The 24,422-nt window shown below is 75.9% G+C and carries 24 protein-coding genes and 1 pseudogene; 17 read left to right on the top strand and 8 right to left on the bottom strand.

Features of this window, described 5'->3' with window-relative positions:
• Positions 1-50: 50 nt before the first annotated feature.
• Positions 51-749 (top strand): annotated as a pseudogene (locus tag ACLIBK_RS06600) (polysaccharide deacetylase family protein); the annotation flags it as partial.
• A gap of 238 nt (positions 750-987) precedes the next feature.
• Here the strand turns inward: ACLIBK_RS06600 and ACLIBK_RS06595 are convergent.
• Positions 988-1,788, bottom strand: a complete 801-nt coding sequence (locus ACLIBK_RS06595) for a glycosyltransferase family 2 protein (RefSeq protein ID WP_415386440.1) — start codon at positions 1,786-1,788, stop codon at positions 988-990.
• A complete protein-coding gene (locus ACLIBK_RS06590) occupies positions 1,785-2,606 on the bottom strand; it encodes a lysophospholipid acyltransferase family protein (protein WP_415386439.1) in 822 nt (273 codons plus the stop codon). Before ACLIBK_RS06590 ends, ACLIBK_RS06595 begins: the two co-directional genes overlap by 4 nt.
• 212 nt (positions 2,607-2,818) lie before the next feature.
• Between ACLIBK_RS06590 and ACLIBK_RS06585 the strand changes: the two genes are divergently transcribed.
• The 15 genes from ACLIBK_RS06585 to fabG all read left to right on the top strand — a co-directional run bounded on the left by ACLIBK_RS06585 (position 2,819) and on the right by fabG (position 15,855).
• The gene (locus ACLIBK_RS06585) at positions 2,819-3,571 is read left to right on the top strand and encodes a class I SAM-dependent methyltransferase (RefSeq protein ID WP_415386472.1); all 753 of its coding nucleotides are present in this window, start codon (positions 2,819-2,821) and stop codon (positions 3,569-3,571) included.
• A gap of 183 nt (positions 3,572-3,754) precedes the next feature.
• On the top strand, positions 3,755-4,435 hold the full coding sequence (locus tag ACLIBK_RS06580) for a methyltransferase domain-containing protein (RefSeq protein WP_415386438.1): 681 nt from the start codon (positions 3,755-3,757) through the stop codon (positions 4,433-4,435).
• Positions 4,436-4,536: 101 nt separating this feature from the next.
• Positions 4,537-5,376 (top strand): MipA/OmpV family protein, encoded by an 840-nt coding sequence (locus ACLIBK_RS06575; protein WP_415386437.1) that lies wholly within the window; start codon positions 4,537-4,539, stop codon positions 5,374-5,376.
• A 10-nt stretch (positions 5,377-5,386) separates the two neighbouring features.
• Positions 5,387-5,647: a hypothetical protein gene (locus tag ACLIBK_RS06570; protein WP_415386436.1), complete on the top strand. Its 261-nt coding sequence runs from the start codon at positions 5,387-5,389 to the stop codon at positions 5,645-5,647.
• Positions 5,648-5,676: 29 nt separating this feature from the next.
• Positions 5,677-5,838: a hypothetical protein gene (locus tag ACLIBK_RS06565; protein WP_415386435.1), complete on the top strand. Its 162-nt coding sequence runs from the start codon at positions 5,677-5,679 to the stop codon at positions 5,836-5,838.
• Positions 5,839-5,905: 67 nt separating this feature from the next.
• The gene (locus ACLIBK_RS06560; protein ID WP_415386434.1) at positions 5,906-6,172 is read left to right on the top strand and encodes a phosphopantetheine-binding protein; all 267 of its coding nucleotides are present in this window, start codon (positions 5,906-5,908) and stop codon (positions 6,170-6,172) included.
• 32 nt (positions 6,173-6,204) lie between these two features.
• Positions 6,205-6,804, top strand: coding sequence for a hypothetical protein (locus ACLIBK_RS06555; protein ID WP_415386433.1), 600 nt, complete (start codon positions 6,205-6,207; stop codon positions 6,802-6,804).
• Positions 6,797-8,182, top strand: coding sequence for an AMP-binding protein (locus tag ACLIBK_RS06550; RefSeq protein WP_415386432.1), 1,386 nt, complete (start codon positions 6,797-6,799; stop codon positions 8,180-8,182). The genes ACLIBK_RS06555 and ACLIBK_RS06550 overlap by 8 nt, the downstream gene beginning before the upstream one ends.
• A complete protein-coding gene (locus ACLIBK_RS06545) occupies positions 8,179-8,496 on the top strand; it encodes a hypothetical protein (RefSeq protein ID WP_415386431.1) in 318 nt (105 codons plus the stop codon). Before ACLIBK_RS06550 ends, ACLIBK_RS06545 begins: the two co-directional genes overlap by 4 nt.
• Positions 8,493-10,073 (top strand): LolA-related protein, encoded by a 1,581-nt coding sequence (locus tag ACLIBK_RS06540; protein WP_415386430.1) that lies wholly within the window; start codon positions 8,493-8,495, stop codon positions 10,071-10,073. Before ACLIBK_RS06545 ends, ACLIBK_RS06540 begins: the two co-directional genes overlap by 4 nt.
• On the top strand, positions 10,070-12,436 hold the full coding sequence (locus tag ACLIBK_RS06535; RefSeq protein WP_415386429.1) for an MMPL family transporter: 2,367 nt from the start codon (positions 10,070-10,072) through the stop codon (positions 12,434-12,436). The genes ACLIBK_RS06540 and ACLIBK_RS06535 overlap by 4 nt, the downstream gene beginning before the upstream one ends.
• Before the next feature lie 8 nt (positions 12,437-12,444).
• The gene (locus ACLIBK_RS06530) at positions 12,445-13,677 is read left to right on the top strand and encodes a beta-ketoacyl-[acyl-carrier-protein] synthase family protein (RefSeq protein WP_415386428.1); all 1,233 of its coding nucleotides are present in this window, start codon (positions 12,445-12,447) and stop codon (positions 13,675-13,677) included.
• Entirely contained in the window at positions 13,670-14,518 is an 849-nt protein-coding gene (locus ACLIBK_RS06525; RefSeq protein ID WP_415386427.1) for a beta-ketoacyl synthase chain length factor, read from the top strand. The genes ACLIBK_RS06530 and ACLIBK_RS06525 overlap by 8 nt, the downstream gene beginning before the upstream one ends.
• Before the next feature lie 61 nt (positions 14,519-14,579).
• Positions 14,580-15,047 (top strand): phosphotransferase, encoded by a 468-nt coding sequence (locus tag ACLIBK_RS06520; protein WP_415386426.1) that lies wholly within the window; start codon positions 14,580-14,582, stop codon positions 15,045-15,047.
• An 88-nt stretch (positions 15,048-15,135) separates the two neighbouring features.
• Positions 15,136-15,855, top strand: a complete 720-nt coding sequence (fabG, locus tag ACLIBK_RS06515) for a 3-oxoacyl-ACP reductase FabG (protein WP_415386425.1) — start codon at positions 15,136-15,138, stop codon at positions 15,853-15,855.
• A gap of 357 nt (positions 15,856-16,212) precedes the next feature.
• Here fabG and ACLIBK_RS06510 read toward each other — a convergent pair whose 3' ends face one another.
• Positions 16,213-18,189, bottom strand: a complete 1,977-nt coding sequence (locus ACLIBK_RS06510) for a caspase family protein (protein WP_415386424.1) — start codon at positions 18,187-18,189, stop codon at positions 16,213-16,215.
• A gap of 305 nt (positions 18,190-18,494) precedes the next feature.
• On the opposite strand from ACLIBK_RS06510, the gene ACLIBK_RS06505 reads away from it, so the two are divergent.
• Positions 18,495-18,905 (top strand): hypothetical protein, encoded by a 411-nt coding sequence (locus ACLIBK_RS06505; protein ID WP_415386423.1) that lies wholly within the window; start codon positions 18,495-18,497, stop codon positions 18,903-18,905.
• Between the two features lie 14 nt (positions 18,906-18,919).
• Here the strand turns inward: ACLIBK_RS06505 and ACLIBK_RS06500 are convergent, their stop codons facing one another.
• From ACLIBK_RS06500 to xseA, 5 genes are all read right to left on the bottom strand, one after another.
• The gene (locus tag ACLIBK_RS06500; RefSeq protein ID WP_415386422.1) at positions 18,920-19,324 is read right to left on the bottom strand and encodes a hypothetical protein; all 405 of its coding nucleotides are present in this window, start codon (positions 19,322-19,324) and stop codon (positions 18,920-18,922) included.
• Between the two features lie 243 nt (positions 19,325-19,567).
• Positions 19,568-20,974 (bottom strand): threonine synthase, encoded by a 1,407-nt coding sequence (gene thrC / locus ACLIBK_RS06495; protein ID WP_415386421.1) that lies wholly within the window; start codon positions 20,972-20,974, stop codon positions 19,568-19,570.
• Positions 20,975-21,145: 171 nt separating this feature from the next.
• The gene (locus ACLIBK_RS06490) at positions 21,146-21,841 is read right to left on the bottom strand and encodes an HAD family hydrolase (protein WP_415386420.1); all 696 of its coding nucleotides are present in this window, start codon (positions 21,839-21,841) and stop codon (positions 21,146-21,148) included.
• A gap of 116 nt (positions 21,842-21,957) precedes the next feature.
• A complete protein-coding gene (locus tag ACLIBK_RS06485; RefSeq protein WP_415386419.1) occupies positions 21,958-22,821 on the bottom strand; it encodes a M23 family metallopeptidase in 864 nt (287 codons plus the stop codon).
• The gene (gene xseA, locus ACLIBK_RS06480; protein WP_415386418.1) at positions 22,818-24,407 is read right to left on the bottom strand and encodes an exodeoxyribonuclease VII large subunit; all 1,590 of its coding nucleotides are present in this window, start codon (positions 24,405-24,407) and stop codon (positions 22,818-22,820) included. Before xseA ends, ACLIBK_RS06485 begins: the two co-directional genes overlap by 4 nt.
• Positions 24,408-24,422 lie beyond the last annotated feature (15 nt).

Below are 24,422 nucleotides of genomic sequence, written 5' to 3'. Positions count from 1 at the left end.
GCGCCGCCCTGCCGGCTGCGCCGGGGCAGCGGGGGCCGAAAGGAGGGGCGATGCAGCGAGGCTCCGCGACCGCGGAGGCGACGGTTCCGGAACGGCGGGCGGAGGCCAGCCTTGCCGGGACCCCTTGCGCCGGTCCGGCGGCCGGGCCGTTCCGCCCCGGTGCCCTGCGGCGCCTCGCGGCGCTGTCGGACCGCGTGGCCGCGGCGGGCGGGCAACAGGCCGTCGCGCCCGGCTGGGTGCCGACGCCGGCGGCGCGCGCCTCGATGGGGCTGCACGCGGCGGGGCTGCTGGTGCTGGCGGCGGCGCCGGAGGCCTGGCCCTGGGTGGCCGGGGGGCTGGCGGCCAACCACGCCGCGCTGGGGATCGTGGGGATGCGGCCGCGCTCCCGGCTGCTCGGGCCCAACCTGACGCGGCTGCCGGCGCCCAGCATCGCGCGCGGCGAGGTGGCGCTGACCTTCGATGACGGCCCAGACCCGGAGGTGACGCCGGCGGTGCTGGCGATGCTGGAGGCGGGGGGCGCCACCGCCTCCTTCTTCCTGGTGGGCGAGAAGGCGGCGCGGCACCCCGCGCTGGTGCGCGAGATCCTGCGCCGCGGCCACAGCGTGGAAAACCACACCCACCGCCACCCGCTGCTGTTCGCCGCCCGCGGCTGGCGCTTCCAGCGGCGCGAGATGCGCGACGCGCAGGCGGCCATCGCACGCGCCGGGGGCGTGGCGCCGCGCTTCTTCCGGCCGCCGGCGGGGCTGCGCTCGCCGCTGTTCGACCCGGTGCTGGCGGGCAGCGGCCTGGGCTACGTGTCCTGGACCCGGCGCGGCGCCGATGCCTGGCTGTCCGACCCGAACTGGGTGCTGCGGCGGCTGCGGCGCGGCCTGGCGGCCGGCGACGTGCTGCTGCTGCACGACGGCACCTGCCGGCGCGACGCGGACGGGCGGCCGGTGGTGCTGACGGTGCTGCCCGCGCTGCTGCGCGCGCTGCGCGAGGCCGGGCTCACGGGCGTATCGCTGCGCCGCGCGCTCGACGGGCCCGGCGGCGGGCCAGCAGGCGACGGCCCAGCAGCAGCGGCAGCCGTGGCAGCCATTCCAGCACCAGCCGGGTGTGCATCCCCGTGAGCAGCAGGTTGTCGCGCCCGTAGCGGAAATGCGACACGCCGCCTTCGGCCGCGGACAGGTAGCGCACCGGGGCGGGCAGGTTCACCGCCGGCACGCCGCGCCAGAACAGCCGCACCGCGGCCTCGGCGTCGAAGTCGTAGCGGCGCATCCAGCGGGTGCGGCGCATCAGCGCCAGCAGCGGCGCCACCGGGTAGACGCGGAAGCCGAACAGGCTGTCCCCGACCCCGCCCCACAGGGTTTCCAGCTGCGCCCAGAAGTTGGAGATGCGCCGCCCGCGCACCCGCAGCGCCGGCGCTTCGGGTCCGAACACGGGCAGGCCGAGGATCATCGCTTCCGGCCGGGCGGCGGAAGCGGCCATGAAGGCGGGGATGCTGGCGGCCGGGTGCTGCCCGTCGGCATCCATGGCCAGGGCATGGGTGAAGCCGGCGCGCGCCGCTTCTTCCAGCCCGTGCAGGATGGCGGCGCCCTTGCCGCCGTTGCGCGGCAGCACCAGCACGCGCAGGCCGGGATCGGCGGCGGCCAGCGGCCGCAGCGCGGCCTCGCTGCCGTCGGTGCTGCCGTCCACCACCACCCAGACTGGGTTCCACCGCGCCCGCGCCCCGCGCACGGTGTCCAGCAGCGCCGCGCCGCTGTTGAAGGAGGGGATCAGCACGAGATGCGTGCGCGAGGGCGCGGTCATGCCCGGCCGCCTTCCGCCGGGTCGAGGGCGGCGCGCAGCGCGGCCGCCACCCGGTCGCTCAGCTCCTGCGGCCGGCCGCCGGCGGGAAAGCGCGGGCCGAGGCGGACGCGGTAGCGCAGCGGCAGCGCCGGCCGGCGTAGCAGCGGCGTTCCCTTGCGCAGGTAGGGGCTGTCGCTCTCGATGATGACGCACTGCACCGCGGCCCCCGCCTGCTGCGCGATCACCGCGAAGGAGCGGCTGACCGGGCCCAGCGGCGGGCGGGTGGTGCGGGTGCCCTCGGGAAACACCAGCAGCGGCTCGCCGGCGCGCAGGGCGGCGGCGGCCTGCCGGATCATGCCGCGGGTGGCGTCGTTGCGGACGTAGCCGGCCAGCCGGACGCCGCCGCCCAGCAGCGGGTTGTCCCAGACCGAGGCCTTGGCGATGCAGGCGAGGTGCGGCAGGCGCGAGATCACCAGCACCGCGTCCAGCAGCGAGGGGTGGTTGCAGGCGATCACCAGCCCCCGCTCGCCGCGCAGCGCGTCCAGCGCGGACAGGTCGCAGCGCAGCATCCCCGTGCCGCGCATCAGCCCCAGATACAGCCGGAACCCCGCCGAGATGCCCCAGCGCCCGAGCCGCGTCCCCAGGGGCCGCGGCAGCAGTCGGTACAACAGCCCGGCCGGCAGGCTCCAGGCCAGGCAGATGGCCGCGAAGGACAGCAGCACGGGAAAGAACAGCAGTGTCCGGGCCGCGTGCCTGATCCGGCCGCGCAGCCCGGGGCGCGGGCTGCCCCGGTCCTGGTCCTGGCCCCGATCCCGGCGTTGATCACGCACACGAGGCACGGTGACGGTGTTTTCCTTCCCCAGAGCCGGACCCTTAGAGCAGATCGTGGCGGAGCGGAAACCGTTCGGAACCGTGACACCGCCCTTCAAACAAGTGGCTAGGCGGCGGCCTGCCGGTAGGGCTGGCGGGGAAATCGCTCTAGCCGGGCGGCGCGGAGCCGGTCTATCGCTCACCCCGCCGTGAAACGCCGGGAGGTTGCCGCGTGGCCGAGATGGAAGCGCCCGATCGCGTGGCGCCGCACCCGCCGCTGGCGGAATACTACGCCGGCACCGGCGAGCGGGTCGGCTTCGTGCGCCGGCTGTTCGACGACACCGCGCCGCAATACGACCGGATCAACGCCGTGTTCTCCCTGGGCACGGGGGCCTGGTACCGGCGGCAGGCGCTGCTGCGGGCCGGGCTGCGGCCGGGGATGCGGGTGCTGGACGTGGCGGTGGGCACCGGGCTGGTGGCGCGCGAGGCCGCCCGCGTGGTCGGCGATCCTGGAGCGGTGACCGGGCTGGACCCCAGCCGCGGCATGCTGGCGGAAGCGCGCCGGCAGCTGCCGGGGATCGGGCTGGTGCAGGGAAGGGCGGAAGCGCTGCCGCTGCCCGACGGCAGCGTGGACTTCCTCAGCATGGGCTACGCGCTGCGCCACGTGGCGGAACTGGGCGCCGCCTTTGCGGAATACCGCCGGGTGCTGCGGCCGGGCGGCACGGTGCTGCTGCTGGAGATCGGCCGGCCGGAGGGGCGGCGGGCACATGCGGCGGCGCGCTTCTACCTCGGGACGGTGGTGCCGGCGCTGTGCCGGCTGACGGCGCCGCGCGGCCGGGCGGGAACGCTGATGCAGTACTACTGGGACACCATCGAGGCCTGCGTGCCGGCGGACACCATCCTGCACCACCTCGCCGCCAGCGGCTTCGAGGCGGTGCGCTGCGACACCGCCCTGGGGATCTTCCGCGCCTACACGGCGCGCCGCCCGGGCTGAGGCGCGGGCCACGCTTCCAGCCGGCGGGAAGCGCGTGGTTCTCGCGGGGCACGAGCCGTGCGGTTCTGGCCCTGCGGACACCGTACGGTTCCGGCCCGACGGGAACCGTGCCGCTGGCGGATTGTCCGTGCCCGGACGAGCCGGCATAATGGCCGCTCACGATTTCGGGAGCAGCCGAGCACCGTGCCCAGCCTCGCCGCCGCTGGCCAGCATGCCCCCTTGTTCGCCGCCGTGGCCGGCCGCTACGCCGGCGGCTCGCGCTTCGGGCAGGGCTATGTCCGCTCCAAGCTGCGCCGCGACCCCGCCACCTCGGCCATCCTGGAGCTGGCGGCGCGGCGCGGCGGCTTCGGGCAGGTGGCCGATCTCGGCTGCGGCCGCGGCCAGCTCTCGCTCGCCCTGCTGCTGGCCGGCCTGGCGGAGGCGGTGAGCGGCCTGGACGGGGATGCGGCCAAGCTGGCGGAAGCGCGCGCAGCAGCGGCCGGGCTGCCGGCCCGCTACGCGGCCGCCGACCTGACGGAAGCGCCGGTGGCGGCCTGCGACACCGTGCTGCTGGTGGACGTGCTGTACCAGCTGCCCGCGGTGGCGCAGCGGGACCTGCTGAACCGCGCCGCGGCGGCCGCGCGCCGGCGGGTGGTGATCCGCGCCTTCGACCCGCAGGCCGGCTGGCGCAGCCGGGTGGGCATGTTCACCGAACTGGCCAACCGCGCCCTGCGCGGCGACTGGCAGGCGGCCATCGAGCCGCTGCCGGTCGCGGCGCTGGCGGCGCCGCTGGAAGCGGCGGGGTTTCGCGCCACCGTGTCGCCCTGCTGGGCCGGCACGCCGCTGCCCAACGTGCTGATCCTGGCCGAGCGGGACGCGGCGTGAGCGCGCCGCGCGCCTGGGCGGCCTGCCGGAGGCTCCGCCGCACCGCGCCCCGAGCGGCCCTGCGGACGCCTTGTCGCACCACGCCGCGGGTGGCGGCCGCGGTGACGGCGGGCGCCCTCGGCCTGTTCGCCGCCGCGTCGCCCGCGCCGGCGCAGGAGGTGCGGCTGCCCGTGCTGGAGGCCGGGATCGGCGGCGGCGGCGGCTGGCTGCCGGACTATCCCGCGGCCGGGCAGAACCACGTCCAGGGGATCGGCTTCCCCTACGTGATCTATCGCGGCGAGATCCTGCGCTCCGACGACCAAGGGGTGCGCGGCCGGGTGTACCGCTCCGGCGGGGTGGGGATCGACCTCAGCCTGGGCGGCGCCTTTCCCTCATCCTCCAGCAAGAACGACGCGCGCCGGGGCATGCCGGACCTGGACTGGCAGGGGGAGGTCGGGCCGGCCCTGCGCCTGACCCTGTGGCGCGACCCCGCCGCGCCGCGCCGGGTCAACCTGGAACTGCCGGTGCGGGCGGTGTTCTCCTCCGACCTGACCTCCGTGCATTACCGCGGCGTGGTGTTCTCGCCCGAGCTGGCCTTCGAGCAGTACGGGCTGGGCTTTCCCGGCGCCCGGCTGCGGGCGGGGATCGGGCCAATCGTCGCCACCGGGCGGCTGATGGATTATTTCTACCGGGTGGAGCCGCGCTTCGTCCGGCCCGACCGCCCGGCCTTCGATGCGGAGGGCGGCTATCTCGGCACCCGGCTGCAATTCTCCTATCGCGTGCCGGTGACCGATCGCCTGTCCGTGGTGGGCGGCGGCCGGGTGGAGAATTTCAGCGGCGCCACCAACAGCGACAGCCCGCTGTTCCGGCGCGACTGGAACCTCAGCCTGGCGCTGGGCGTCGCCTTCTCCTTCTACCGGTCGGAGGCCACGGTGGCCTCCTCCGCCGACCCGCTGGACTGAGCGCCGCTCCATGCATTCCGCCCGCCTCGCGCTGCTGCTGATCGCGCTCGCCCTGGTGCTGCTGCCCTGGCTGGTGTGGCGCCTGCCGGCGGTGCGCGCGGTGGCGCCGCTGGCGGTGGTGCGGATCCTGGCCGGGGTGCTGCTGGGGCCTTCCGCGCTGGGGCGCGTCGCGCCGGACTGGTACGCGGCGCTGTTTCCGCCGAGGCGCTGGGCCGGCTCTCGACGGCGGGGGTGGTGCTCTGCGTGTTCTGCTCCGGGCTCAGCGCCATGATGCGGCCGGATTCCGCGGGTTTCCTGGGGATGCTCCCGCTGCTCACCGCCGCCACGGTGCTGGGCACGGTGGCGGCCACGCCGCTGTGCCAGTTGTGCTTGCGCGCCGGTGCGGCCGGCAGCGCCCGGCGGGCGGGGGCGGCGACGCGGCCCGGACCCGGCGCCGTGGTTGATTCCGCGGCGCGTTTCTGAGACGTTCCGCTTTGGGCAACAGTTTTTTCTGCAACCTGCGGATGAGCCGTTCGAGGGGGGATTGCCGGTGAGTTCCACGCTGCCCATGGAGGCGGAGGTGGCGGCGCTGATCGTGGAAGCCCTGCACCTCGAAGTGAGCCCCGAGGAGATCGAGCTGGACGCGCCGCTCTTCGGCGAAGGGCTGGGCCTGGATTCCATCGACGCGCTGGAGATCGCCCTGGCGATCTCGCGCCGCTACGGCTTCCAGCTGCGCTCGGACGACGAGCGCAACGGCCGCATCTTCGCCTCGCTCCGCTCCCTCGCCGCCCATATCGAGAAGCACCGGACCCGCTGATCCCCATGCCGTTGTCCTCCGGACTCCGGCGCATGGTGGGGCGGTTCGCCTTCGTGGCGCCGCTCTCGGCCGGCGCGATCCTGTGCCGTGCCGCCGACCGGCCCGGGCCGGCCCTGGCGCTGGCCGCGGCCGCGCTGGCGGCGGCCGTGGCGCCGGGGCTGCGCGGCCTCGGCCGGGCGCTGGTGCTGGCGGTGCCGGCGGCGCTGGCCTTCGCCCTGTGGGAATGGCCGGAACTGGCCGCGAACGGGCTGCGCGTGCTGCCGGCGGTGGCGGACCTGCTGCTGTGCTGGCATTTCGGCCGCACCCTGCTGCCCGGGCGGGAACCGCTGATCAGCTTCTACACCCGCCACGACTTCGGCCACCTGCCCCCCGAATGCGCCGGCTACACCCGCGGGCTGACGGCGCTGTGGACGGCGGTCTTCGCCGCCCTGGCCGGGCTGCACGCGGCGATCGGCCTGGGCGCTTTCGGCGCGGCCGGCTGGACCGTGCTGGCGGCCAGCCTGGGCGGCATGGCGGCCCTGTTCCTGGGCGAGCACGTGGTGCGCAGCCTGCGCTTCCCGCAGCACGGGATGGCCACCCCCGCCCGCACCTGGCGCGCCATGCTGGCCGCCAATGCCGCGCCCCATGGCTGAGCCCGCCGCCATCCTTCGCCCCGCCGCCGGGGTGCCCACGGCCGGCGGGGCGGCGGCCACCGCGCCGCTGGTGGGCCGCCCGCGAAACGCGGTGATCTTTCGCCGTGGCGGGGAGGCGGTCACCGTCGGGCGCTTCCTGGCCGACGTCGCCGCCCTGGCCGCCCGGCTGCCGGCGCGCGGCCACGTGCTGAACCTGTGCGGCGACCGCTACCTCGCGCTGCTGGGCTTTGCCGCGGCGCTGAGCCGGGGGCAGGTGACGCTGCTCTCCAGCGACGGCTCGGCCCGCCGGCAGGCGGAGATCGCCGCGCGCTTCCCCGACAGCTACGCCCTGGTGGACGGCGAGGATGCGGGCGTGCTGCCGGTGGTCCGCGTCGCGGCGGACGGCCCGGGCGAGGACGCCCCCAACCCGGAAATTCCGCTGGCGGCGGTGGCGGCGATCGGCTTCACCTCCGGCAGCACGGGGGAGCCGGCGGCGCACGGCAAGCCCTGGGGCGCGCTGGTGGCCGGGGCGCGGGCGGCGGCGGAGCGCTTCGGGCTGGACCGGGCGGACACCGCCACCGTCGTGGCCACCGTGCCGCCGCAGCACATGTACGGCTTCGAGACCACGATCCTGCTGCCGCTGCACGGCAACGGCGCCGCCCATGCCGGGCCGCATTTCTTTCCCGTCGAGGTCGCCGAGGCCCTGCGCGCCGCCCCCGGCCGCCGCGTGCTGGTGACCACGCCGCTGCAACTGCGCGCCGTGCTCGGTTCCGGCGAGGCGCTGCCGCCGCTGGACGCCGTGATCTCCGCCACCGCGCCGCTGTCGCCCGAACTGGCGGCCGCGGCGGAGCGGGCCTGGAACACCCGGGTGCTGGAAATCTACGGCGCCACCGAGGTCGGCTCGGTTGCTTCCCGCCGCACGGTGGAGGGGGAAGGCTGGACTCCCTACCGCGGCACGGTCCTGCACCGGCAGGGCGAGGACGGCGCGCTGGTGAGCGTGCCCGGCCTGCCCGCGCCGGTGCCGCTGGCCGATGCGGTCGCGATCGACGCCGCCGGGCGCTTCCGACTGCTGGGGCGGCGCACGGATGTGGTGAAGCTGGGCGGCAAGCGCGCCTCGCTGGCCGGGCTGAACCGCCTGCTGGCGGAGATCGAGGGGGTGCAGGACGGCGTTTTCGTGGCGCCGGACAACCTGGACCGCGACCCCTCCGCCCGGCTGGCGGCCTATGTCGTGGCGCCGGGCCGCACCCCACGCGACATCCTGGCCGCGCTGCGCCCCCGGCTGGAGCCGGTGTTCCTGCCGCGCCCGGTGGTGATGCTGCCCGCCCTGCCGCGCGACGCGGCGGGCAAGCTGACGCGGCGGGCTCTGGCCGAGCTGCGCCGGACGGAGGTGACGCCGTGAGCGGCGATGCGCCCGTCTCGGCCCGCTTCGCCGTGCCGGCCGACCATCCCTGCCTGGCCGGGCATTTTCCCGGCCGCCCGGTGGTGCCGGGGGTGGTGCTGCTGGACGAGGTCTTCGCCGCGGTCGCCGCCGCCGGGCTGGGCGAGGCGGACACGCTGCTGCGCGCCAAGTTCACCGCCCCGGTCGGGCCGGCGGAGGAGGTCGCGGTGACCCTGCGCCGCACCGCCGCCGGCGTGGCCTTCCAGGCGCGGGGCGCGGCCGGCCCGGCGCTGTCGGGCGAGGTGTCGCTGCGGCACGGGGGCGCCGGGGCGTGACCTGGTGCCGGCAGCGGGAACGGGGCAGCGCCGCGGCGCTGCGCCTGATGGGCTGGATCACGCTGCGGCTGGGCTGGGGCGTCGGCCACGCGCTGCTGTTTCCCATCACCGCCTATTTTCTGATCTCCGCCCCGCGGCAGCGCGCGGCGTCGCGCCGCTACCTGCGCCGTGCCCTGGGGCGGGAGCCCGGCTGGCGCGACCTATGGGGGCAGTTCTTCGCCTTTGCCGCCACCATCCTGGACCGCGTCTTCTTTCTGGGCGGCCGCACCGCGGGCTACGACATCCGCGTGCACGGGCTGGACGCGCTGGAGGAGCGCGTCGCGGCGGGGCAGGGCTGCATCCTGCTCGGCGCCCATCTCGGCTCCTTCGAGGCGATGCGCGTGCTGGCCGATCGCGGCTGCCCGGTGGAGGTGGTGGCCCTGATGCACGCGGAGAACGCGGCCCGCGTGTCCGCTTTCTTCGCTGCCCTCGGCCCGCGCCAGGCCGCGGCGGTGATCCCGCTGGGCCAGCCCGACGCCATGCTGCGGGCCAAGGAATGCCTGGAACGCGGCGGGCTGGTGGGCATCCTGGCCGACCGCAGCCCCGATCCCGGCAGCGACAAGGTGGCGCGGGTGCCCTTCCTCGGCGCGCCCGCCGCCTTTCCGCTCGGGCCGCACGTGCTGGCGGCGGTGCTGGGCGCGCCGGTGATGCTGTCCTTCGGGCTGTGGCGCGGCCCGCGGCGCTACGAGGTCCGCTTCGAGCCCTTCGCCGAGCGCATCGTGCTGGACCGCCGCGACCGGCAGAACAGCCTCGCCGCTTCCGCCGCGCGCTTCGCCGCCCGGCTGGAGGAAGTGGTGCGCGCCCATCCGCGCAATTGGTTCAACTTCTTCGACTTCTGGGAGGAGGAAGCGCCCGCCGCCGCGGCGGCCCCGCGCGCGCCGCTGCGCCGCGCCGCGCTGCGCGCCGGGGTGGCGGCCGGGCTGTTCTGGCGCCTGCGGGTCCGCACCGCCGCGGCGCAGCCGGTTGGCCCACTGGCCGCGCCGGGAACCGCACCAGGAGCGGCGGGCGCGGCGGCGGGCACGACGGAGGCGGCGCCCGGGCTGGACGCGGTGATGCGCGCGCTGGCCGCCGTGCGCGGCAGCCAAGCCAGCTTCGCGGAGGAAAAGGCGCTGCCCGGGCTGTTCCTGCCGCTGCCCTCTTCCGGCACGCTGAGCTGGACCACCCCGGACCGGCTGGAAAAGCACACGCTGGAACCCGTCGAGGAGATCCTGCGGGTGGAAGGCGAGCGGCTGCTCTTCGAGCGCCCCGGCCTGGGCATCCGGCGCGAGCTGAGCCTGGACGGCTCGCCGGAACTGCGGCCGCTGGTGGAAGCGGTGCGCTCCACCCTGGCCGGCGACCTCGCCACGCTGCGCCGCTTCTACCGGGTGGCCTTCAGCGGCGACCCGGCAGGGTGGGAGATGCGCCTCACCCCGCTCTCGCCGCGCGTGCAGGAGGCGGTGCGGCAGGTCACCGTGTCCGGCCGCGGCGGCGCCGTGCTGCTGGTGGAGAGCGAGGGCGCCGACGGCACCACCCGCCTGCGGATCACCCCGCGGCCGTGAGCCGTCCCGCCGTTGCGGCCGCGGTGATTCCGGCCTCGCGCGGGGTGTGGCGGCTGCTCGCCGTGCTGGTGCTGCTGGCGGCGCTGGCGGTGGCGATCTTCCGCCCGGTGCGGCTGGGCACGGACATGGCGGATTTCCTGCCCCCCGCCGGCAGCCCGGCCGCCGCTTTCCTGCTGCGTGAGCTGAGCTCGGGCGCCGCCACCACCCTGCTGCTGGCCGGGATCGAGGGCGCCCCCGAGGCGGAGCTGGCCCGGATCAGCCGCGCCCTGGGGGACGACCTGCGCCGCTCCGGCCGCTTCGCCTTCGTGGGCAACGGCACGGAGGAGCTGGGCGAGGCCGAGCGCGACCTGCTGTTCCGCTACCGCTACCTGCTCTCCCCCGACACCGCGCCGGCGGCCTTCGCCGTGCCGGCGCTGCGCGGGAAGCTGGCGGCGCTGCTGGACGGGCTGCGCTCCTCCGCCTCGCCGGTGCTGGCGCGCTTCGGCTTCGCCGATCCCGTGGGGGCCTTTCTGGACCTGCTGCGCGGCTGGCTCGGGGGCAGCCGGGTGGAAAGCCGCGCGGGGGTGTGGTTCGCCGGCGGCGAAGGGCCGCCGCGGGCGCTGGTGGTGGCGCGCAGCACCGCCTCCGGCCTGGACGTGGACGCCCAGGCGGCCGCCGCGGCCAGCGTCCGCGAAGCCTTTGCCGCCGCCAATCCCGGCGGCGCGCGGCTGCTGCTGTCCGGCCCCGGCGTGTTCGCGGCCGAGGCGGCGGCGGCGGTGCGGTCGGACGTGGAAATGATATCCGTGCTGTCGGGGCTGCTGATCGGCGGCTTCCTGCTGTGGCGCTTCCATTCCGTCCGGATGCTGTTCGTGTCGGCGGTGCCGCTGGCGGTGGCGACGCTGGCGGGGGCGGCGGCGGTGCTGATCGTGTTCGGCCGGCTGCACGGCGCCGCGCTGGGCTTCGGCATGACCATGCTGGGCGTGGCGGTGGATTATCCCATCCTGCTGGTGACGCAGCGCCGGCCGGAGGAAAGCCTGGCGACCGCGGCGCGGCGGATCTGGCCGACGCTGCGGCTGGCCGCGGCCGCCGCGGCGCTGGGGCTGGTGGCGATGCTCGCTTCGGGCTTTCCCGGCCTGGCGCAGCTGGGGCTGTTCGGCGCGGCCGGGCTGCTGGCCGGCGTGGCCGCGACGCGCTGGGTGCTGCCGGCCCTGGTGACCGGCGCCCCGATCCCCGCGCGGCCCTGGCCGGGGCCGATCGAGCGGGCCCTGCACGCCGCGCGCGGCCGGCGCGGGCCGGCGCTGCTGGCGGTGGCGGCGTCGGCGGGCTGGCTGCTGCTGACGGGCGGACCGGTCTGGGAGGACGACCTCGCCCGGCTCAGCCCCGTGCCGGAAGCGCAGCGCGAGCTGGACGGGGAATTGCGCGCGCAGCTCGGGGCCCCGGACGTGCGGGTGCTGATCGCCCTGCGTGGCGAGGATGCGGAGGCCGTGCTGCGCGCCTCCGAGCGGGTGGCGGCGGCGCTGGCGCCGCTGCTGCGCGACGGCACGATCGGCGGGCTGGACCTGCCCAGCCGCTTCCTGCCCAGCGCCGCCACCCAGCGTGCCCGGCAGGCGGCGCTGCCGCGCGCCGAGGAGCTGCGCGACCGGCTGGCCGAGGCCACCGCCGGCACCGCTTTCCGCCCCGATGCCTTCGAGCGCTTCGTCCTGGCGGTGGAGGAAAGCCGCGCCCTGCCGCCGCTGACCTTTGGCGGGCTGGACGCGGCGCCGCTGCTGCGCGCCCGGCTCGGGCCGCTGCTGGCGCCGCGCGACAGGGGCTGGCAGGGGCTGGCCGTGCCGGTGGACGTGCGCGACCTGGGCGCGCTGCGGGCGGCGCTGGACGCGCTGCGCGACCCCGCCATCCTGTTCGTGGACGTGAAGGGCGAAACCGGGCGCGCCATCGCCGGCACGGTGCGGCAGGCCAGCTTCTGGGTGGCCGTGGGGGCGGCGGGGGTGCTGCTGCTGCTAACGGCCGGTTTGCGCGGCGCGGGGGCGGCGCTGCGCGCGGCCACGCCCATCGCCGGGGCGCTGATCGTCACCCTGGCCGTGCTCTCGGCGATCGGGGAGCGGCTGACGCCCTTTCACCTCGCGGCGCTGCTGCTGCTGGCCGGGGTGGCGGTGGACTACGCCCTGTTTCTCGGCCGCAGCGCCGAGGCCGCCGCCGGGCGCGGCGCGGATTTCGTCCCCGGCGCCGTGCTGCACTGCACGATCACCACCCTGCTGACCTTCGGGCTGCTGGCCTTCTGCGGCACCCCCGTGCTGCGCGGCATCGGCCTGTGCGTGGCGATCGGGGTGGCGGTTGCCTTTATCCTCGCCCTGGCCCTGGCGCCCCGGCGCGGCGCCCATAGCTGAGACACGCGATGCTGCCTCCATCCCCCGACCTGCCCGCCTCGGCCGAGCCCGCCCCGCGCGGCTTTTCCCCCTTGGCGATCACCGCCGCCACCGCCGTCAGCGCCATGGGCGTGGGGGTGGCGGCGATGCGCGCGGCGCTGCATGGCCGCCGCGGCGGCCTGGGCGAAGGGGCGCCGGGCGATGGCTGGACCGGCAGCGTCGCCGGGCTGGAGGCGGTGGAGCTGCCGGCGGAACTGGCCCGCTACACCTGCCGCAACAACCGCCTGGCGGAACTGGCACTGCGCACCGACGGCTTCGCGGAGGCCGTGGCGGCGCTGCGCGACCGCCTCGGCGCCGAGCGGATCGCCGTGGTGCTGGGCACCAGCACGGCGGGCATCGCGGAAACCGAGGGTGCCTTCACCCGCCGCGACGGGGCGGGCGCCCTGCCGGCGGATTTTGACTACGCCGGCACGCATGACCTGTATTCCCTGCCGCGCTACGTCCGCACCCGTCTCGGGCTGCGCGGGCCGGCGCTGGCCATTTCCACCGCCTGCACTTCCGGCGCGCGTTCCTTCGCGGAAGCGGCGGCGCTGATCGCGGCGGGGGTCTGCGACGCGGCGGTGGTGGGCGGGGTGGACACGCTGTGCCGCATGACGCTGCGCGGCTTCGCCTCGCTGGAGCTGCTGGCGCACGGCCCATCGCGCCCCTGCGCCGCCGACCGCGACGGCATCTCCATCGGCGAGGCGGCGGGCTTCGCGATCCTGCAGCGGGCGGAGGACGCACCGGAGGGCACGGTGCTGCTGCTGGGCGCCGGCAGCAGCAGCGACGGGCACCACATGAGTTCGCCGCACCCCGAGGGGCTGGGGGCGGTGTCGGCGATGCGCGCGGCGCTGGAGGCCGCTGGCATCGGGCCGGGCGACGTGGACTACGTGAACCTGCACGGCACCGGCACCCGCGCCAACGATGCCATGGAGGACCGGGCGGTGTTCCACCTGTTCGGCGATCGGGTGCCCTGTTCCTCCACCAAGGGCTGGACCGGGCACACGCTGGGGGCCTCGGGGGCGCTGGAGGTGGTGGTCGCCGCGATCTGCGTGGCCGACGGGCTGGTGCCGGGCTGCCTGGGCGTGGAGCAGGTGGACCCCGGCTTCGCGTCGGACGTCGCCATCGCGAACCGCGCCGTGCCGGTGCGGCGGGTGCTGAGCAATTCCTTCGGCTTCGGCGGCAGCAACTGCGCCCTGGTGATCGGCCACCGGGATGGCTGAGCCGCGCCCCGGCCCGGGGGGAGACCCGACGGAGAAGGGCGTGCTGCGCTGCTGGGTGAGCGGCATCGGGCTGCTCGGCCCGGGCCTGCCGGGTTGGGAGGGCAGCGAGGCGGTGCTGGCTGGGCGCGAAGCCTGGCAGGATGCGCCCCTGGCCGTGCCGCCGCCGGCCCTGCTGGCACCCACGGAGCGCCGCCGCACCAGCCCGGCGGTGCGGCTGGCCCTGGCCGCGGCCGGCGCGGCGACCGCGGATTCCGGGCTGGACCCGGCCTCGCTGGACAGCGTCTTCGCGTCCTCCAATGGCGACGGGGCGGTGGTGGGGGCGATCCTGGACGCGCTGGCGACCCCGGACGGGGTGGTGTCGCCGACGCAGTTCCACAATTCCGTGCACAATGCCGCGGCCGGCTACTGGGGGATCGGCACCGGGTCGACGCGGCCCTCGGTCAGCCTGGGCTGCCACGACGACACCTTTGCCGCCGGGCTGCTGCAAGCGGCGGTGCAGGTGGCGACCCGCGGCGTGCCGGTGCTGCTCTGCGCCTATGACGCGCCGCTGGCCCCGCCGCTGGACGCGGTGCGGCCTACCGCGGTGAGCTTCGCCGTGGCCCTGGTGCTGGTGCCGCAACCGGATGCCGGATCGCGCGCCGCGCTGCGCCTGCGCTACGCCACCGCCGCGCCGGCGGTGGACGCGCCGCCGCCCGGCAGCGCCAGCCGCGCCCTGGCGGCGGGCAACCCGGCCGCGCGGGCGCTGCCGCTGCTGGAAGCCATCGCCGCCCGGCGCGCCGCGGCGCTGGCGATCCCGCTGCTGGACGATGCCTGGCTGGCGGTGGAGGTGACGCCGTGCTGAACGCGCCGCTGCGCCGCGGCCGCACCGCCCTGCGAGTGCTGCCACCCTGGAACGCAACGCTGTGCCGGATCATCGCCGCGCGGGTGCTGCCGTGCTGAGCCCGCCGCTGGGCCGCGACCGCATCGCGGCCCTGGTGCCGCATGCCGGCAGCATGTGCCTGCTGGACCGGGTGGAGTCCTGGGACGCGGAGTGCATCCTTTGCGCCGCCACCTCGCACCGCGATCCGGCCAATCCGCTGCGCCGGGCGGGGCGGCTGTCGGCGGTGTGCGGCGTGGAATACGCCCTGCAGGCCATGGCGCTGCACGGCGCGCTGACCGCGGCGGGCGAGGCGCAGCCGGCCGGCTTCCTGGCCAGCCTGCGCGAACTGACACTGGGCGCCGCCACGCTGGACGGGGTGGCGGGGGAACTGCGCGTTTCCGCCACCGCCCTGGCGCGCGAAAGCCGGGCCTTCGCCTACGACTTCGAGGTTTCGGCGGGGGAGGGCCGCCTGCTCTCCGGTCATGCCGTGATCATGCTGCCAGTGGCATGAGGTGGCGTCCGATGCAGCCGGAGCAGTGCGGCATGGCGCGGCCCCGGCATCCCCGAACGGCGCCCCGGCGCGTCGCGGGGACAGTGCGGTGAAGCGCGCGCTGGTGACGGGCGGCAACAGCCCGATCGGCGCCGCGGTGGCGGGGCACCTGGCCACGCAGGGGCTGCGCGTGATCGTGCACGCCCATGCCAACCGCGCCCGGGCGGAGGAGGTGGCGGCTGCCATCACCGCCGCCGGCGGGGCGGCGGAGGTCGCGGTGTTCGACCTGTGCGACGCCGCCGCCACCGCGGCCGCGACCGCCGCGCTGCTGGAGGCCGGGCCGGTGCAGGTGGTGGTGCACAATGCCGGCACCCATGACGACGTGCCGATGGCCGGCATGAGCGCGGCGCAGTGGCATTCCGTGCTGGACGTGTCGCTGAACGGCTTCTTCCGCGTGGTGCAACCGCTGCTGCTGCCGATGATCGGCACGCGCTGGGGACGCATCGTCGCGATGTCCTCCGTGTCCGCGATCATGGGCAATCGCGGCCAGGCGAACTACGCCGCCGCCAAGGCCGGGCTGATCGGCGCCGTGCGGTCCCTGAGCCTGGAATGCGCCCCGCGCGGCGTCACCGCCAACGTCGTGGCCCCCGGCGTCATCGAGAGCCCGGCCGTGGCCGCCGCCATGACGCGCGAACAGATCAGTAAGCTGGTGCCCGCCCGCCGCGCCGGCCGGCCGGACGAGGTGGCGGACCTGGTCGCCTTCCTGTGCTCCGACCGCGCCAGCTACATCACCGGCCAAACCATCTCCATCAACGGCGGCCTGGCCTGACGGCGATGCCCGGCCGGATGGCTCGTAGCGTCGGGACGCGGTGGGGCGGTTGGTCTGTGGTGGTCTGACGTTGGCCAGGAGGCTCTGCCTCCTGGACCTCCGCCGGGGAGTTACGAACTCCCCGGACCCCGCGTTGAGTGCCTCCGGCGGGGGCGGGATGATCCACGTCGGTCATGGCGGGCACCGTTGTCCAACCCGCCCCCGCCGGAGGCACTCAACGCGGGGTCCGGGGAGCCTAAGCTCCTCGCGGGGTGTCCAGAGGGGCAGAGCCCCTCTGGCCCCGGCCGGAACACCGAAGACCAACCGCCCCACCGCGCCCCGAAGCCACGAGCGACCCCGCCGAGGTCGCGGGCCGCGTCAGCTGCGCGGGCGGGTGGAGACCACGGTGCAGCTGCCCGGGGCGCCGCGGCCGGCCGCGACCCAGAGCGTGGTGGAGGAGCGCGGGCGGAGCGTCAGGTCGCCGCTGGCGACGTTGCGGTTGCCGGCGCACTGGGCGCGGTAGACCATTTCCACGTCGCAGCTGTTGTTGAAGCTGAAGCCGGCCAGGCCGGGCTCGCTGCGGCTGCCGGTGAAGGACACGCCGCAGGTGCCCCGGGCAGCGGGAACGGCGGCCGGGGCCCGGGGGGCGGTGACGGCGGCTTCGGGACGGCCGGCGGCAGGGCGCGGCGCGGCGAGGGCGGCGAGGCGCTCCGCCGCCGCACGGCCCAGCGGGCCATCGGGTTCCAGCCGGCGGGCGCGGCTCCAGGCGTTGCGCGCCTGCGTGGGGCTGCCAGCATCGCGGCGGGCATCGCCCAGCGCCAGCAGCGCCGGCCCGTTGTTGGGCGCCAGCCGCAGCGCGGCTTCCAGCAGGCGCACGGCTTCCGGCAGGTCGCGGGCTTCGCGCGCGGCGTTGCCGGCGGCCAGCAGGGCGCGGGACAGCTCGGCCGCGGGGGGCTGCGGGCCGTCGCGCAGCCGGGCCAGCAGGGCGGGCGAGGCGTCGCCGTCCGGCGGCAGTCCGGCCGCCACCTGGAAGGCGCGGATCGCGGCCTGGGTGCGCGGCCCGGCCTCGCCGTCCGCCAAGCCGGGATCGAGCCCCAGCCGCTCCAGCGCCCGCTGCGCCGCCAGCACCGCATCGGCGTCGGGGATTGCGGGGCCGGAAGCGGCACCGGCGGCCACTGGCGGGCTGGGGGAGGCGGCTGCCTCGGGCGCGGGCTGAGTGGCCGGGTTCTGCGCGACGGGCGGTGGTGCGGTTGGCGGCAGGGCGGGTGCCGTGGTCCAGCCCGGTGCGGTGGCGGGCGGCACGGCCGGGCTTGGCCCGGCGGTGGGCGGCGTGGCGGGACCGGTTCCGGCGGGCAGCGGCGTGCCGGGAAGGGGCCCGGCGGGAGAGGCCGCGGCGGCGAGGCGGCTGCGGGCCAGCGGGGCGAAGACCCCGTTCGGCCAGCGGGCCAGGTAGGCTTCCAGCTCGGCCGGCCGGCTGGTGTTCTGGATGGACTGCCAGAACACCAGCTCGAAGCCCGAAGCGTCCGCGGTGCCGCCGGGGGCTGACGCAGCCGCGGCGGGGCCGGGCTCGGGCGCGGCGGGGGCCAGGAACAGCTCGCCGGTGGCCTGGTCGTAGATGGCGGGGTTCTGCTGGTGGTGCACCGCCGCGGCCTCGGTGCGCACGCGTTCGCGCACCTGCTTCACCGCGCTGTCGAAGCTGATGCCGCGCTCGGACAGCACGGGCAGCAGGTTGCGGGTGAAGACGCTGTTGGGGTTCGGGTCGGCCGCCGACAGGCTGTCCAGCGCCGCCTCGCCGATGCCGGCGGAATACACCACATAGGTGCCGCGCGGGGCGCTGATCAGCCCCAGGCCGCGGCTGCGCCCGACCGAGCGCCCGGCCTGCCGCGGCAGCGGGTTGTCGCGGCAGGCATCGATCACCAGCACGGAGAAGCGCACGCCCGCATCCGACATCAGCTGCGACACCTCCGTCAGCAGCAGCCCTTCGCGCAGCACCACGCTTTCGGACAGGGTGGCGGGGGTGTCGGCGGCCAGCAGCACGTTGGTGCCGCGGATCTCGACGCCATGGCCGGCGAAGAAGAACAGCCCGACCTCGGCGCCGCGCAGCCGTTCCTCGAAGCGGCTCATCGCCTCGTTGACGCCGCGGCGGTCGGCATCGGTGCTGAGGATCACCTCGAAGCCCAGGGCTTCCAGCGACTGGCCCACCGACACGGCGTCGTTGCGCGCGCGCTGCAACGGCTGCACGGACTGGTAGCTGTTGATCCCCATCACCAGCGCGACGCGGCGGCCCTGCGCCCATGCCGGGGCGGCCGTCAGGGCGGACAGCAGCAGCAGGCAAGCGGCGAGCAGCAGGCGCAAGGCGGAGCGCATCCTTTTCGGGCGTGGCCGGACGCGCGGCGAACCGTCCGGCGAACGGGGGCCGCAGCGGCGGGGAGGTTCGGGCGAGGTGGGGCGGCCGGTCAAGCCGCCGGGGGCAAGGCGCCTGGGGTAAGCTGCCCAGGGCCAGCCGCCCAAGTCCGCTGCCGGGGCAAGCCGCCCGGGTCAGGCCACCTGGGGCGCAGCGGGGCGGGGAAGGCTGCGGGAGGACGCGGCCGGCTTGCGCCGCGGCGAGGCGGGCGGGAAAGATCGCGCATCCGCAACGAAACCCCGGAGAGTTCCACCCCATGCGCCACACCCGCCCTTTCCAGGCCCTGCCGCTGCCGGGCCGGTCGGGTCACCGGATGTCCGGGGGCGGCAGCCTCTGGCTGGCGGCGCTGCTGGTCTTCGGCCTGCCGGCCGCCGCGGCGGAACCCGCCGCGGGCGACGCGCCCGGGCGGTTCCAGGCCGTGGCGGCCGCCGGGGCACCGGGGGCGCCGGGAACGGTGGTGCTGCTGGACACCCACACCGGGCAGTCCTGGGTGCTGGTGCAAACCGCGGGGCCGCCGGTGCAATGGGCGCCGGTGCGCTACTGGACGCCCGGCACGCCGCCGGTGCTGCAGGCGCTGCCGCCGGCGCCCGCTACGGTGGGCAGCCGGCCGGCCACCTCCGAGGCCACCCCGCCGGGGAACGCCCGCGCGACGGCCCCGGGGCGTTGAGGCAGCGGGCCGCCTCAGGGCAGGGCGGATTGCGCCGTGATCGCCTGTTGCAGCTCCTGCACCCAGCCATTGTAGTTCCGGTGGATGCTGGCGCCGTCGTAGTTGAGGTTGGTGCTGCTCTCGTACTGGATCGAGAAGCTGTTCGTGTCGAAGAAGATCAGCACGATCGCCTGGTGGCTGCGGCGGTTCAGCGTGCCGCGGACGCGGCCGGGGCCCTCATCCTCCATGACCCAGTTCAGCCCGGCGCCGGCGCGCTTGATCTGGATCGAGCGCTGCGCCAGCGAGCCGCTGCCGGTGAAGCTGGAACTGGACACGTTGTACACCGGCGCCGCGCGGTTGCAGGCGGCGAGCCCGGCCGTGGCGAGGCCCAGCACCCCCAGCCGCACCGCGTTGCCGAGCAGGATCCTGCGCGTTGCCATCCCCGATCTCCCCCTTCGCGGCGGTGTCCCCGGCGGAACCGCGCGTCGTGGCGGACCCTAGGACGATTCCGCGCGGGCAGGGAACCGGGGGCGGATGCGACAGGGAAGGTCGGGGGAGTGAACTCCCCCGAGCCCCCTCCTTCTTTCGGGAGTTTGCGGGTGCCTCAAGGGCACCTGCAGACTCCCGAAAATAGAAGGGGGTCCGGGGGGATACTTCCCCCCGGCTTCCTAACCTGGCTCCCGTCAGGCGGCGTTGCGCAGGGCGTGGCCGCGCACGGCCGCCTCGATGGCCCCGAGATCGCGCGGCAGCACGGCGAAGCGCTCCTCGCGCTCGAACAGGTCCGCCAGGCGGGCGGGCAGGGCGGGGCGGAGGCCCACCGCCCGCTCGGCCGCGTCGGGGAACTTGGCCGGGTGCGCGGTGGCGGCGACGATCACGGGGATGCCGGGGTCCGCCGGGGCCAGGGCGCGCGCGGCGGCGGTGGCGGTGGCGGTGTGCGGGTCGGGCAGCCAGCCGGTGGCGGCGTGCACGCGGCGCATCTCCGCCAGGGTGGCGTCGTCGTCCAGCGCGGCGCCGCGGAACAGGGCGGCGGTGCTGCGCCAGGCGGCGTCGGGCACGGGCATGCGCCCGCTCTCGCGGAAGCCGCGCATCAGCGCCGCGGTGGCCGTGGCGTCGCGACCCAGCATCTCGAACAACAGGCGCTCGAAATTGGAGGACACCTGGATGTCCATCGACGGCGAGTGCGACGGCTCCACCGGCCGCGCGCTCATGTCGTTGGCCAGCAGGAAGCGCACCAGGATGTCGTTGCGGTTGGAGCCGATGATGAGGTGCTCGATCGGCAGGCCCATGCGGCGGGCAGCCCAGGCGGCGAGGACGTTGCCGAAATTGCCGGTGGGCACGGACACCGCCACGGGCCGGTCGGGCGCACCTAGCGCCAGGGCGGACACCACGTAATAGGGGATCTGCGCCGCGACGCGGGCCCAGTTGATGGAGTTCACCGCCGACAGGTGCATCTCGCGCCGGAAGGGGGCGTCGGCGAACATCGCCTTCACCAGGTCCTGGCAATCGTCGAAATCACCCTCGACGGCGATGTTGCACACGTTGCCCGACAGCACCGTGGTCATCTGCCGCCGCTGCACCGCCGAGGTGCGCCCCAGCGGATGCAGGATGGCGATGTCGAGGTTGGAGCGGTCGCGGCAGGCCTCGATGGCGGCGGAGCCGGTGTCGCCGGAGGTGGCGCCGACGATGGTGACGCGCTCGCCCCGCTTGGTCAGGGCGTGGTCGAACAGCCGCCCCAGCAGCTGCATCGCCATGTCTTTGAAGGCCAGTGTCGGGCCGTGGAACAGCTCCAGCGCGTGGGTGCGGGCATCCAGCTGCACCAGCGGCGCCACGGCGGCGTGGCCGAAGCCGGCATAGGCGTCGCGGCACATGGCCTCCAGCGCGTCGGGCGGGATGCTGCCGCCGGTGAACAGCCCGACGATCCGCGCCGCGACCTCCGCATAGGGCAGGCCGCGCAGGGCGCGCCATTCCGCCGGCGAGAGGCTGGGCCAGGTTTCCGGCACGAACAGCCCGCCATCCTCGGCGAGGCCGGCGAGCAGCACGCCCTCGAAGTCGCGGGGCGGGGCTTCGCCGCGGGTGGAGATGTAGCGCATGGGGCGGAGAATACCGGCTGCGCGCCGGGGGCGCCATGCGCCGCGGCGGCGGGGCAGGGGTGATCCGAATGGGCGGGGCAAGGCCGGAATGGCCGCGCGGGGCCGGGCTGCCTCGCGTGGCGTCCGATCAGGGCGAGGCCAGGCGGGCCGCCGGCCCGAGCCGTGCCCCGATCAGGCCAGGGTTTCGAGCCAGCCCGGCAGTTCTTCCAGCGAGCGCAGTTCGCAGAAGCGCGGGTGGCCGTCCGGTATCGCCGCCTCCTCATGCGCCCAGACCAGGGGATAGGGAATCAGCGCCGCGTAGCCGCCGGCTTCCAGCACCGGCAGCACGTCCGAGCGGACGGAGTTGCCGGCCATGACGGCGTCCTCCGGCGCTGCGCCGTGGCGGCGGAAGATGCGGCGATAGGTGTCGGCGTCCTTGCTGCTGACGATCTCCACCCCGGAGAAGAAGCTGCCCAGGCCGGAGGCGGCGAGCTTGGCTTCCTGGTGGAACAGGTCGCCCTTGGTGATCAGCACCAGCTTCGCCCGTTCCGCCAGGATTTCCAGCGCGGGCTGCACCCCGGGCAGGGGTTCCACGGGGTGGCGCATCATCTCGCGTCCCGCGGCCAGCAGCTCGCTCAGCACGGCGGTGGATACGCGGTTGCCGCTGACCTCCAGCGCGGTTTCCAGCATGCTCAGTGTGAAGCCCTTGGCGCCGTAGCCGTAAAGGCCGAGGTTGCGCCCTTCCACCTCCGCCAGCTTGGCTTCCAGGGTTTCGGAATTGGCGAATTCCGCCAGCAGCGCGTCGAAGCGCTGGTGGGTCAGGCGGAACACCGTTTCGTTGTGCCAAAGGGTGTCGTCGGCATCCAGGCCGACGAGGGAAACGGGCATGGCGGGAGGTCCGAAGGCCGTGTCAGGGAAGGTGGCATTCTGCCCGTCCCGGCCGCCCCGCCGCAATCGGGCGGCGGGCGGGGATCACGCCGGGGGTCGGGCGCGCCGCCCGCCGCTCAGCCCTCCAGCACCGGCTGCGGGTCCAGCGAGGTGGCGCCCCAGAACAGGCCGAGATGCAGGTGCGGCCCGGTGGCGCGGCCGGTGGCGCCCATCAGCGCGATCGGCTCGCCGCGCGACACCTCCTGCCCCGGCGACACGTCGATGCGCGACAGGTGGGCGTAGAGCGTGGTGACGCCGTGGCCGTGTTCCACCAGCAGCGTGTTGCCGGTGAAGTACAGATCCTCGGCCAGGGTCACCCGCCCGGCGGCGGCGGCGGCGATCGGCGTGCCCACCGGCCCGGCGATGTCCAGCCCGAGATGCGCGGCCCGCGGCTGGCCGTTCAGGATGCGCTGGCTGCCGTAGATGCCGCTGATCCGCCCGCGTGCCGGCCAGTGCAGCCCGGCGGCGTAGTGCGGCACGGCCGTGCTGGTGCGGCGGGCCTCGTTGAGGCGGCGCTGCTCGGCCTGGATGCGGGCCAGGGCGGGTGCGCCGGGCGTGACCTGCGCTTCCGGCAGGCCGTTGATGCGCTGCACATTCCAGTGCCGCGGCGCGATCGCCAGCCGGCGTTGTTCCGCCCGGCCGCCGGGAAAGGTGACGGCCAGCACCGCTTCCGCCGGCGCGTCGCGGCCGAAGCCCAGGGCGAAGATGCCCTCGGGCGACACGGGCACGGCGCGGCCGTCCAGGGTCAGGCGGGTGCCCGGCGCGGCGCGGCCCACGGCCAGGCCGCCCTGTGTCAGCCCGGAAGCGGGGATGTCCAGGGACGCGGCGGGGGTGGCGCCTGCCGCCGCCGGGGCACTGGCCGAAGGGGCGGCGCGGGAGGTTTCCCCGGCGCAGCCCAGCAGCAGCCCGGGCAGCGCCAGCGCCGCGCGACGGCCGATCACAGCAGCGATCCTTGCTGCCTGGCCGCGGGCGGGGCGGTCCGCTTCGTGCCGCGCGTGTCCTGCACCTCGATCCCTCCGTCGCTGAACTCGATCCGCAGCCGCGCCCCGGGGGCGACGGCCTCGGCGCGCGTCACCGGCGCGCCGCCGGCATCGCGCACCAGGGCGAAGCCGCGCGCCAGCAGCCCCTGGTAGGAGGCGCCTTCCAGCCGGGCCGAAAGACCCTCCAGCGCCAGCCGGGCTTCGCGCAGGCGGAATTCCAGCCGTGGCGCCGGGTCGGGCAGGCGGGCCAGTTGCCGCGCCGCCCGGTCCAGGCTGCGCGCCGCCGCGGCGCCGGACCGGGCCTGCAGCAGTTGCAGGGCCGCGCGATGCGCCGCCACGGTTTCGCGCGGATGCGGCAGCCGCGCGGCGGCGGCCCCCAGCGCGGCGCGCTTGCCGGCGATCAGCCCGCGCGGGGCGAGGCGCAGGCGCTCGCCGCGGTCGCGCAGCCGGTCGCCTTCCGCCCGCAGCAGCGCCGGCAGGTCGGGCAGGCCGGCGGTGGCGTCATTGACCCGCGCCCGGCGGTCGCGCAGCAGGGCGCGGGGGGCCAGCGCCAGCCGCTCGCCGCGGTCGTCCAGCCGCTGCCGGGCGTTGAGCAGCATCCCCGGCAGGTCCGGCAGGGCACCCGCCGCCTGGGCCAGCCGGTAGCGCACCCGGTCCAGGGCGGATTGCCCGGCGCGGGTCAGCCGCAGGGCGCGCTGCTGCACCTGTTCCAGCAGCTCGGCGCGCGAGGGCACGGCGAGTTCCGCCGCCGCGGTGGGGGTGGGGGCGCGGCGGTCGGAGGCGAAGTCGATCAGCGTGGTGTCGGTCTCGTGCCCCACCGCCGAGATCAGCGGGATCGGGCAGTTGGCGGCGGCGCGCACCACGATCTCCTCGTTGAAGGCCATCAGGTCCTCCAGCGAGCCGCCGCCGCGCGCCACGATCAGCACCTCGGGCCGCGGGAAATCCGCGCGCAGCGCCCCGAAGCCGGCAATGGCGGCGGCGATCTGTTCCGCCGCCCCCGTGCCCTGCACCGCCACGGGCCACAGGATGATGCGCGACGGGAAGCGCCGCAGCAGCGTGGTGCGGATGTCCTGGATCACCGCGCCCTGGGCGGAGGTCACCACGCCGATCACCCGCGGCAGGGTGGGCAGCGGGCGCTTGCGCTCCTCGGCGAACAGGCCTTCGGCGTCCAGCGCCTTGCGCAGCCGCTCCACCCGGGCCAGCAGCGCGCCTTCCCCGGCATAGTCCAGCCGGTCCACCACGATCTGGTAGGTGGAGCGGTCGCCATAAGCGGTGATCTTGCCGGTGGCGATCACCTCCGTGCCGTTCTCCGGCTTCACGCCCGAACGGCCGGGGCTCCAGGCCCAGATCACCGCGCGCAGCTGCCCGCCCTCGTCCTTGAGGGAGAAATAGAAGCGGTTGCTGCCGTAGGGGCGGCATTCCGTGACCTCGCCGCGCACGCGGACGCGGCCGAAGGTGGTTTCCAGCGTGCGCTTCACCGCGCCGGACAGTTCCGCCACGGTGAATTCGGGGACGTTGGAGGCCTTGGGGGCGGCGGCTTCGCTCATCGCGGCGCAGTATGC

It is taken from the genome of Roseomonas sp. BN140053, from assembly GCF_047690175.1.
GTDB lineage: Bacteria > Pseudomonadota > Alphaproteobacteria > Acetobacterales > Acetobacteraceae > Roseomonas.
Note: the sequence above shows the minus strand (reverse complement) of the source record. Positions and strands in the feature narration are given on the sequence as shown.

Bases quoted from the DNA above. Each gene is read 5' to 3' on its own strand.
- ACLIBK_RS06595 (WP_415386440.1), bottom strand. From the start codon at position 1,788: ATGACCGCGCCCTCGCGCACGCATCTCGTGCTGATCCCCTCCTTCAAC.
- ACLIBK_RS06585 (WP_415386472.1), top strand. From the start codon at position 2,819: ATGGAAGCGCCCGATCGCGTGGCGCCGCACCCGCCGCTGGCGGAATAC.
- ACLIBK_RS06570 (WP_415386436.1), top strand. From the start codon at position 5,387: ATGCATTCCGCCCGCCTCGCGCTGCTGCTGATCGCGCTCGCCCTGGTG.
- ACLIBK_RS06565 (WP_415386435.1), top strand. From the start codon at position 5,677: ATGCTCCCGCTGCTCACCGCCGCCACGGTGCTGGGCACGGTGGCGGCC.
- ACLIBK_RS06555 (WP_415386433.1), top strand. From the start codon at position 6,205: ATGGTGGGGCGGTTCGCCTTCGTGGCGCCGCTCTCGGCCGGCGCGATC.
- ACLIBK_RS06550 (WP_415386432.1), top strand. From the start codon at position 6,797: ATGGCTGAGCCCGCCGCCATCCTTCGCCCCGCCGCCGGGGTGCCCACG.
- ACLIBK_RS06530 (WP_415386428.1), top strand. From the start codon at position 12,445: ATGCTGCCTCCATCCCCCGACCTGCCCGCCTCGGCCGAGCCCGCCCCG.
- ACLIBK_RS06525 (WP_415386427.1), top strand. From the start codon at position 13,670: ATGGCTGAGCCGCGCCCCGGCCCGGGGGGAGACCCGACGGAGAAGGGC.
- ACLIBK_RS06505 (WP_415386423.1), top strand. From the start codon at position 18,495: ATGCGCCACACCCGCCCTTTCCAGGCCCTGCCGCTGCCGGGCCGGTCG.
- ACLIBK_RS06500 (WP_415386422.1), bottom strand. From the start codon at position 19,324: ATGGCAACGCGCAGGATCCTGCTCGGCAACGCGGTGCGGCTGGGGGTG.
- thrC (WP_415386421.1), bottom strand. From the start codon at position 20,974: ATGCGCTACATCTCCACCCGCGGCGAAGCCCCGCCCCGCGACTTCGAG.
- ACLIBK_RS06490 (WP_415386420.1), bottom strand. From the start codon at position 21,841: ATGCCCGTTTCCCTCGTCGGCCTGGATGCCGACGACACCCTTTGGCAC.
- xseA (WP_415386418.1), bottom strand. From the start codon at position 24,407: ATGAGCGAAGCCGCCGCCCCCAAGGCCTCCAACGTCCCCGAATTCACC.